Annotated in this window: 2 protein-coding genes; both read right to left on the reverse strand. The window is 53.3% G+C overall.

Going from position 1 to position 3301, the window contains the following annotated elements; translation table 11 throughout:
• Positions 1 to 120: 120 nt before the first annotated feature.
• A complete protein-coding gene (locus ACSZPU_RS24555; protein ID WP_499004190.1) occupies positions 121 to 1584 on the reverse strand; it encodes a pyridoxal phosphate-dependent decarboxylase family protein in 1464 nt (487 codons plus the stop codon).
• A gap of 17 nt (positions 1585 to 1601) precedes the next feature.
• Positions 1602 to 2987, reverse strand: a complete 1386-nt coding sequence (locus tag ACSZPU_RS24560) for a diaminobutyrate--2-oxoglutarate transaminase (protein WP_499004192.1) — start codon at positions 2985 to 2987, stop codon at positions 1602 to 1604.
• Positions 2988 to 3301: the final 314 nt, after the last annotated feature.

Genomic DNA, 3301 nt, shown 5'->3' on the forward strand with positions numbered 1-3301 from the left:
AGTAGCATTATTGGCAGAGCCAACTTATTGCTGACCACCTCCATAGGAGGTGGTGTTCATGCAAATATAAAAAAACCGACAGCATTTCGGCTGTCGGTTTTCACAAATCTCTTTGCTAAATCAGGCGTTCAGCAGTTGCAGACCGCACTCTTGCACGCTTGCCAGCAGAACTTTAACGTCCTGCAGGTTCACGGTCGGGTTCAGCAACGTCAGTTTCAGGCATGTAATGCCGTCGGCTTCCGTTACACCCACGTTCGCTGCGCCAGAGGCCAGCAGTGCGTCGCCGATGCGCTGGTTCAGCAAGGCAATGAATGCCATGTCGCCCTGCGCCGGACGGAAGCGGAACAGCACGCTCGCCAACTGCGGCTTCATCACCAGTTCCAGCTGCGGTTGTTCAGCCACATAGGCCGCCACGTCTTGCGCCAGCGTTACGCCGTTATCGATGATTTCGGCATATTTCTTCTGGCCAAGCGCTTCAAGACCCATCCACAATTTCAGAGCATCAAAACGACGGGTGGTCTGCAGAGACTTCGATACCAGGTTCGGAACGCCGTGCTCTTCATCGAAATCGGAGTTCAGGTAAGCCGCCTGGTAACGCATCAGCTGGTAGTGACGCGCATCTTTCAGCAAGAACGCCCCGCAACTGATGGTCTGGAAGAACTGCTTGTGGAAGTCCAGCGTTACGGAGTCCACTAATTCAAGACCGTTCAGGTAGTGACGATACTTCTCGGACAGCAGCAGTGCGCCGCCCCAGGCTGCATCGACGTGAACCCAGATACCTTCTTTCGCGGCCAGTGCTGCAACATCTGCCAGCGGATCGATAGCGCCCGCATCGGTGGTACCGGCGGTCGCGACAATTGCCATCACCTGCTCACCCTTGGCTTTTGCCTGCGCCAGTTTCTCGGACAGATCGCTCACGTCCATACGCGAGAATTCGTCCGTTTTCACCAGTGTGACGGAACGATAACCCAGCCCCATCAGTGCCATGTTCTTCTGCACGGAGAAGTGTGCGTTTTCAGAACAGAACACTTTCAGTTTGCTGAGGTCGCCCGTTAAGCCATCCTGTTGAACAGAGTGGCCCTGACGAGCGAAGAACGCATCACGCGCCAGCATCAGACCCATCAGGTTGCTCTGCGTACCGCCGCTGGTGAACACACCGGCGTCGCCCGCTTCGAAACCAACCTGTTCACGCAGCCATTCAACCAGCTTCACTTCCATGATGGTGGCAGACGGGCTCTGATCCCAGGAGTCCATACTCTGGTTGGTGGCGTTGATCAGCACTTCCGCCGCCTGGCTAATCACCAGACTCGGGCAGTGCAGATGCGCCACACACTGCGGATGGTGCACGGACAGACTGTCTTTGAGGAAGTACTCAACGGCGCGGTCAATAGAGGCCTGGTTACCCAGGCCCTGAGCGTTAAACTCTAAATTGATGCGCTCGCGGAGCTGCTCGACGGTCTTGCCCTGATACATCTCAGGTTGCTGTAACCATTGCACAACGGCTTTCGTGCTTTGTTCAATGGCGTCCTGATAGGCAGCAATGCTCTGCTCAGAACCTGACAGAATCGGATTAATATCAGACATGCGATCGACAACTCCGATTAAACAGGCTTAACGCCAGCGTTCAGCAACGCGGTTTCAAATTTGTCCAGGAAGATTTCCAGTTCTGCATTGCTGATCAGCAGCGATGGCAGCAGACGCACGACACAACCGTTACGGCCACCGCGCTCCAGAATCAGACCTGCTTTGAAGCACTCTTTCTGGATCAGCGCAGCCAGCTCGCCGTCTGCCGGGTAGCAACCCAGATGATCCTGTGCTTCGTTCGGTTTAACGATCTCAACACCGATCATCAGACCCAAACCACGAATGTGGCCCATAACCGGGTAACGCTGTTGCAGCTCAGCCAGTTTGCCTTTCAGCCACTCACCCTGGGTAGCCACTTTGTCAGCAATACGGTCGTCTTTCAGGATTTTCAGCGTGGTCAGGCCGGTGGCCATCGCCAGTTGGTTGCCACGGAACGTACCGGTGTGGTGACCCGGAGCCCATGCATCGAACTGTTTTTTGATACCCAGAACGGCCAGCGGCAGACCGCCACCGACAGCTTTGGACATCACAATGATGTCTGGCTCGATACCGGCGTGTTCGAAGGCGAACAGTTTGCCGGTACGGCAGAAACCTGCCTGCACTTCGTCAATGATCAGCAGAATGCCATGTTCCTGGGTCACTTTACGGATGCGCTGCAGCCACTCAACCGGAGCCGGGTTCACGCCGCCTTCGCCCTGAACGGCTTCCAGGATCACAGCAGCAGGCTTACGCACGCCGCTTTCAACGTCGTTGATCAGGTTTTCGAAATAGTAAGTCAGTGCTTTAACGCCGGCTTCACCACCGATACCCAGCGGGCAACGGTACTGATGCGGGTACGGCATAAACTGTACTTCTGGCATCATGCCATTGACGGCTTCTTTCGGTGACAGGTTACCGGTCACGGAGAGCGCGCCATGGGTCATGCCATGGTAACCACCGGAGAAACTGATCACGCCAGAACGACCAGTGACCTTTTTCGCCAGTTTCAGTGCGGCTTCAACGGCGTCAGCGCCGGAAGGGCCGGTAAATTGCAGGCAGTATTCTTTGCCCTGACCTGGCAGCAGCGACAGAAGATAAGACGAGAACTCATCTTTCAACGGCGTGGTCAGATCGAGCGTATGTAACGGTAAGCCACTGGTAATGACACTTTGGATGCTCTGAAGCACTTCAGGATGGTTATGACCAAGCGCCATCGTGCCGGCACCTGCGAGACAGTCAAGATATTGATTGCCCTCGACATCAGTAATCCAGACGCCCTGCGCTTTGGCAATTGCTAACGGCAATTTACGCGGATAGCTGCGAACATTGGATTCAAACTCAGCTTGTCTTGCTAAAAAGGTTTCATTGCTTTGCGGTAATGAATTAGCACTCAAAGTTTCAATACGGACTTTATCCGTCATCATATCACTCCTACAACCGCGGGTATGATTAACGCCGGGTTGAATTAATGTTTAAGGGGGGGGGGGTAAAAAAACGCGGCTAATATATGTTTTTTTAGCAGCGGACTCAATATTTTATTTTCCACGGCATTTTGTGACATTTTTATTTAAAATCAATGAGAAACAACCCAACTGACTTTATTGTAAGCATCATAATTTGTAACCAATTCTGTTACTTAGTGAGTAATGCCTGTTTTATGCACGGCGGATTCAACTCCGAAGTGCAACGCTAAGCCGCCAATCTTAGCTCTGCAAACACCACAGACGGTTGCCTGAAT

Source organism: Phytobacter sp. V69, from assembly GCF_965644215.1.
Lineage (GTDB): Bacteria > Pseudomonadota > Gammaproteobacteria > Enterobacterales > Enterobacteriaceae > Phytobacter.